At 57.9% G+C, this 5,082-nt stretch carries 2 protein-coding genes and 1 pseudogene; 1 reads left to right on the top strand and 2 read right to left on the bottom strand.

From position 1 onward, the window contains the following. Positions 1–650: 650 nt before the first annotated feature. Together AB4043_RS13890 and asnB are read right to left on the bottom strand one after the other, a co-directional pair. Positions 651–2,333, bottom strand: a complete 1,683-nt coding sequence (locus tag AB4043_RS13890) for an ArnT family glycosyltransferase (protein ID WP_442302565.1) — start codon at positions 2,331–2,333, stop codon at positions 651–653. A 17-nt stretch (positions 2,334–2,350) separates the two neighbouring features. Further along, positions 2,351–4,306 carry an asparagine synthase (glutamine-hydrolyzing) gene (asnB, locus tag AB4043_RS13885; protein WP_442302564.1) on the bottom strand — a complete coding sequence of 652 codons (1,956 nt, stop codon included), beginning with the start codon at positions 4,304–4,306 and terminating at the stop codon, positions 2,351–2,353. Between the two features lie 500 nt (positions 4,307–4,806). On the opposite strand from asnB, the pseudogene AB4043_RS13880 reads away from it, so the two are divergent. After that, a pseudogene (locus AB4043_RS13880) lies at positions 4,807–5,082 on the top strand (hypothetical protein); the annotation flags it as partial.

Here is a 5,082-nt window from a genome sequence, read left to right as displayed (position 1 = left end):
GAAAAATAGTGGCACCGGCATGCCAGACCAGGACGGCGCTGAAGATACCCCAGACCGTGGAGAAATGGATGTACCGTTCGACCGAGAGGGGACCGGACGCTGATTGATCCCGCATGGCTGCTGTCGACATGATCCCCGTTCTACCTAAGACTTCGCGGCCCGTTCCGTAGCGCTACACCTTCGGACTCAGCCGGCAGCTTAAACATTAGCATTCGAATGTAAATGATGAGCCGTCGGATCAGTGCCGCCCTCTGCATGACTCCATTCGATATCTCTCCCTGACAGCTTAGGGGAGTGACCCTACACTCCTTATCAAGTTAGGGGAGTGTGTGACGACTCAGGCTCAATTGCTTCCGGGTTTCTCCCGGCCCTCTTCCGGCGATTTTAAAGGAAATTTTTAGCCCCATTTAGATGGCTAGTGCAACAGGCCGTAGAAGCTGAGGATTGGGGACGCGGATCCGAAGGTCCAACGTCTTTTATGATTTCTACCTCATATTGTAAATCCTACACATCCACTTTTGTGGACGCGGGAACACGTCAACACGATGGCGGCCACGGGATGACGTGCGAGACTTGAACGCTCAGTGGAGACAAGTTTGATAACACTTTCTACACCGAAGGCGATAGATGCAAGCTCACCCAATGCGCACTTACATATTGCTCAACAGGGACTTCCCACTACTTTGCTTGACCACATGCAGGCGTGCTTCACCCACCAGCTCGCGAAGATGTGGCAGGTCGCCATTATCCGTTAGCAGATAGTACCGCTCGTCCGACTCCCATCTGCGGACGAACCCTGCGTCATCGATGAAGACCTGCGGTGCCTGCGGCGCATACGACCCATATTCCAGGTTGGCGCTTCTACCATTCAGTAATAGGGCTTTGCGATCGGTATAAAAGAAGACCGATGAGAAGGCATAATACGCATCCGCCTCAATCAGGGTGCCCGGCGGACTCTCCAGCAACGCAGTCGCCAGTTGATACGACCCCATATACGGATCGAATCGCACCAGCGCCAGCCGCGCCGCCTGAAAGAAGATCACCATGCCCGCGACCATCATGGCAACCATCAGACCTACCCGCCGCCGTGCAACCGCCACTCCCACGGCGACAATTGCAAACGCTGCAACCGCCAACGCAAGTGGCAGCTTCAGGTAAGCGAACGCCCCGAGCGTGAGATCCAGCATGTGTCCCAGCGAAAGCGTGTACATCTCTGGATGCTGTGCCAGCGCATCGGCAAGTTCACCATTCGCCGGCAGCTTCGCCGCCATGAAAAGCACCGTTCCGAGCACAATTGCCAGCGAGCCGAAGATCGCAACAGTAAACCAGCGCCCTGCGCGAACCCACCAGCCCTCTGCAATCCCCGCCCCCGCCAGCAGAGCCAGCGCAGGGTAAATGGGCATGGAGTAGTACTCCTGCGTGGTCGAGAAGGTGAAGAACACCATCACCACGCCGATCCAGCACAGCAGCATCAGCCGCAGCCGTCCCGGCCTGGATCCACGGTTGTAACTCAGCTTCACTGCGCCTGGCAGAAATGCTGACCACGGGAATAGCCACGCCAGATTCAGCACCCAGAACAGTGCCCGTGGCACGGTGTTGTAGTCCCGCGGATACCGCAGGTTCAGAAATCGCAGCAGATGTTCATTGAAGAAGTAGAACCAGAAGAACCCGTGATATTCACCCGGGCCGCTGTGCATGGAGAAGGCAAAGTATGGCGGATTGCGAAGCGCTGCCAGCACATGCCAAGGAGCGGCAACCACCATCATCACCAGCAGTGTCAGCCATGGCTGCAGCCTTTTCCATGCCTCGCCGGACCACAACTGCCGCGTCACTGCCATATACAGCAGGCCGGCGCCCAGCGGAAATACGAGGGCAATCAGCCCCTTCAACAGCAGGCCGCATCCCAGGGCGAACCCCATCAGTATTGCCCACGCGCGCGGGTTCGCTTCCTCCGGCTCCAGCAGCCGCATCCAGGCCCATAGTGTCACCGCGATCGTCAGCGTCAGTACTGCATCCGGGATCTGGATCCGGGTGAACAGATACAACCCGACCGATGTGGCCAGCGCCACGCCTGAGAAGACGCCCGCCTGCTCGCCCATTGCCCAGCGACCGAACCGGTACGTCACCCAGCACAGCAGCACTACAGAAAGCGCCAGCGGAATGCGTGCGGCCCAGTCATGGACGCCGAATACCCGGAATGATCCCGCCATCATCCAGTAGATGAGCGGTGATTTCTCCAGGTATGCCACTCCATCCAGCCTGGCCGTTACCCAGTCGCCGGACTCCAGCATGGTGCGAGCAATCTGCGCCTGAACTGCGTCTACATCGTCCATCAGTCGCGGTGGACTGATTACGTTTCCACAGAACACGAGACAGGCTGCCAGGACGACGAGGAGTCCTCCACGACCGGCTCTTCCTCCACGGACGGAACCGGTACGTGTGCCGTCGGCAGTTCCACGTTCCACCGCTTCATCCAGATCGTTAGCGTCAGCAGACCCCAAAGGTGATACCCCCAATTCGCCTTCCGCTCCTGGTGCTGGTCCATCAGCGTTCGCACCATCGGCCAGTTGAATACGCCGGACCCACGCAGCCACGTCTCCGTCAGTGTGTCCTCCAGCAACGGTCGCAACACTCCGCGGAACCACGCGTGAATCGGAATATCGAGCCCCACTTTCGATCGCTGCAGGACCGATTGCGGCAGCGCGTCGTGCATCAGGACTCGAAGAATCCGTTTCGTCTCCAGCCCGTTCAATTTCCACTTCATCGGGAGCCGGTTCGCAAACTGCACAATCCGGTCATCCAGGAAAGGCGGCCGTACCTCCACCGAATGCGCCATGCTCATCCGGTCCACCTTATACAACAGCGCGTCCTGTAATGAGTATCGCTGATCGAAATCCAGGAACCGTTCCATCGCGTTTCGGCCCTGCATCGTGCCCAGCAGATCCGCCATCGGTCCCTTACGCGCATACCGGAACACCTGTTGCTTCTCAAGCTCCGTGAAGGTACCGTTCCAAAATACGTGTGCGGCTTCTGCTGAAAGCAGCGAGCCTTCCAGGAACCGCTTCAGTTTGTAGTCCAGGCCGATCTTTCGGTCGCTCGCGGGCATGCGTTGCGCTGCTGTCAGCGCTCCCTTCAATAAGGGCTTCGGCAGCCACGCGACAGCGTTCCGCAGCCGGTTCGCCTTATACGTTAGATAGCCGCCAAAGAGCTCGTCCGAGCCCTCACCGCTTAGGGCGACCGTAACCTGCTGTCGGCTCATTTTGGCCAGATACCAGACAGGAATCGCGCCGGCATCCGCACTTGGCTCATCCGAGTAGTAGCTCAAGTCCGCAATCGTGTCTGCCAGGTCAGCGTCTTCATTCAGGTCGAACTCGGTATGGTTCGTTCCATAATGCTCTGCCATTGCCCGCACATAATTGCTTTCATCGAACTCCCGCCCGCGGAAGGTCACCGAAAACGTCCGCAGAGGTTCGGAGCTGATCTGCGCGGCATAGTGCGTGATGGTCGAGGAGTCAAGACCGCCACTCAGCCATATCCCGGAAGGGACTTCGCTGTGCAGCTGCTCCTGTACGGCGCTCCTCAACAGTCCATCCAACTCCTCGCAAGCCTCGCCCAGATCCGCCGGGGCCGGCTGCTGGCGCTCCACTGGAAGATACGACCGCAGCTCTATGCCGCTTTCGCACCACTCAAGCACATGCCCCGCCGGCACCTTCTTAATGCCTTCAATCAGGGTGAATGGCCCGGGGACGTAGTTCAACGACAGATAGCAGTTCAACCCATGCAGGTCCAGGCGTCGTGGTACTTCAGGGTGCGCAAAAATCGCCTTCAGCTCCGAACCGAAGAAAATCTCTCCATCCTGGCACCGGTAGTACAAGGGCTTCACTCCCGCCCGGTCCCGCGCCAGCGTCAGTCTGCGTTCGCGCTCATTCCAAATTCCGACGGCGAACATTCCGCGGAAACGTGCAAAGCACTCCAGCCCCCACTCCAGGAACGCATTCAGTACCACCTCGGTATCGCAGTGCGTTCGGAAGGCCCACCCTCGGCGCTCCAGATCCTCGCGAATCTCTCCGTGGTTGTATACCTCGCCGTTGAAGACGATCGTGCATTGGTGCTCGGCATTGTGCATCGGCTGGTTGCCGTGCTCCACATCCACAATGCGCAGCCGTGTCGCTCCCACGGACGCGTGCCTCGTCACAAACCCCTGCTGGCTGTCCGGTCCGCGATGTGTCAGGCTTCTTAGGCCCCGCGCGAGCACACCTTCTGGCAGTGGCCTGCGAACATGAGAGTATCCAACGATTCCACACATCRGTAGGCAGGCCCCTGCGACTCCAGCCCGCCGTGCACGACAGTTTCGGCCGACCCTTTCATCAAGAAGGGGTAAGGTCACTCAATGCACAGACCCACAACTGGACCGCGTGTAAAGTTGTCTGTCATTATGCCTGACCGCCACAACTTTTTGCTCGAAAAAAGTTTTCGACCGAAACTTTTCCGGGAAAAGGACGTCTAAAGCCTGTCCCTATACTGATAAGAACATTAACCGCCATCAACGCCGCAGATGCAGCGGCGGTCTTCGCCGGTTCTGAATCTTGAACGTTCTCATAAAGTATTTCAGTGAAAGCTTGGATTTCTTCCCATACCTATCGAAAGATAGTCAGCCGGCTTGCCGGAATGGGAAGGGAAGCACCCGCTTGCACCTAAATGGCGTGCAGGGTCGCATTTTAACGGCTTCGCGAGATACGTCTTCTACTCTTCAGCTAAGCTTTTGAGGCGTATCAACTCCGCCAGATTTTGCCAGGAAGAAGATCCATGATGCTGAAGTTCAGAGTTCGTGTTTTCGCCGAGGTACTGCTTGCTGCCTCTCTGGGAAGCGCCGTCGCGCAGACGAATGACCTTAAGTTTTTGAATGACAACCGCTCGATGCTGGATGCTCATAACTGCTATCCCTACGAGGGCCAATGGCAGGACCGCGTGAGCCGTGCCCTGAACTCGGGTTTCCCGGTATCCATCGAACAGGACCTGGCGTGGTACTCCGATCCGGCGACAGGCAAAGGGCGCGTCGTCGTCTCGCACACTCCGAAGACA

This window comes from Terriglobus sp. YAF25, from assembly GCF_052113305.1.
GTDB lineage: Bacteria > Acidobacteriota > Terriglobia > Terriglobales > Acidobacteriaceae > Terriglobus.
This window is presented reverse-complemented; position numbering and strand designations above follow the sequence as displayed.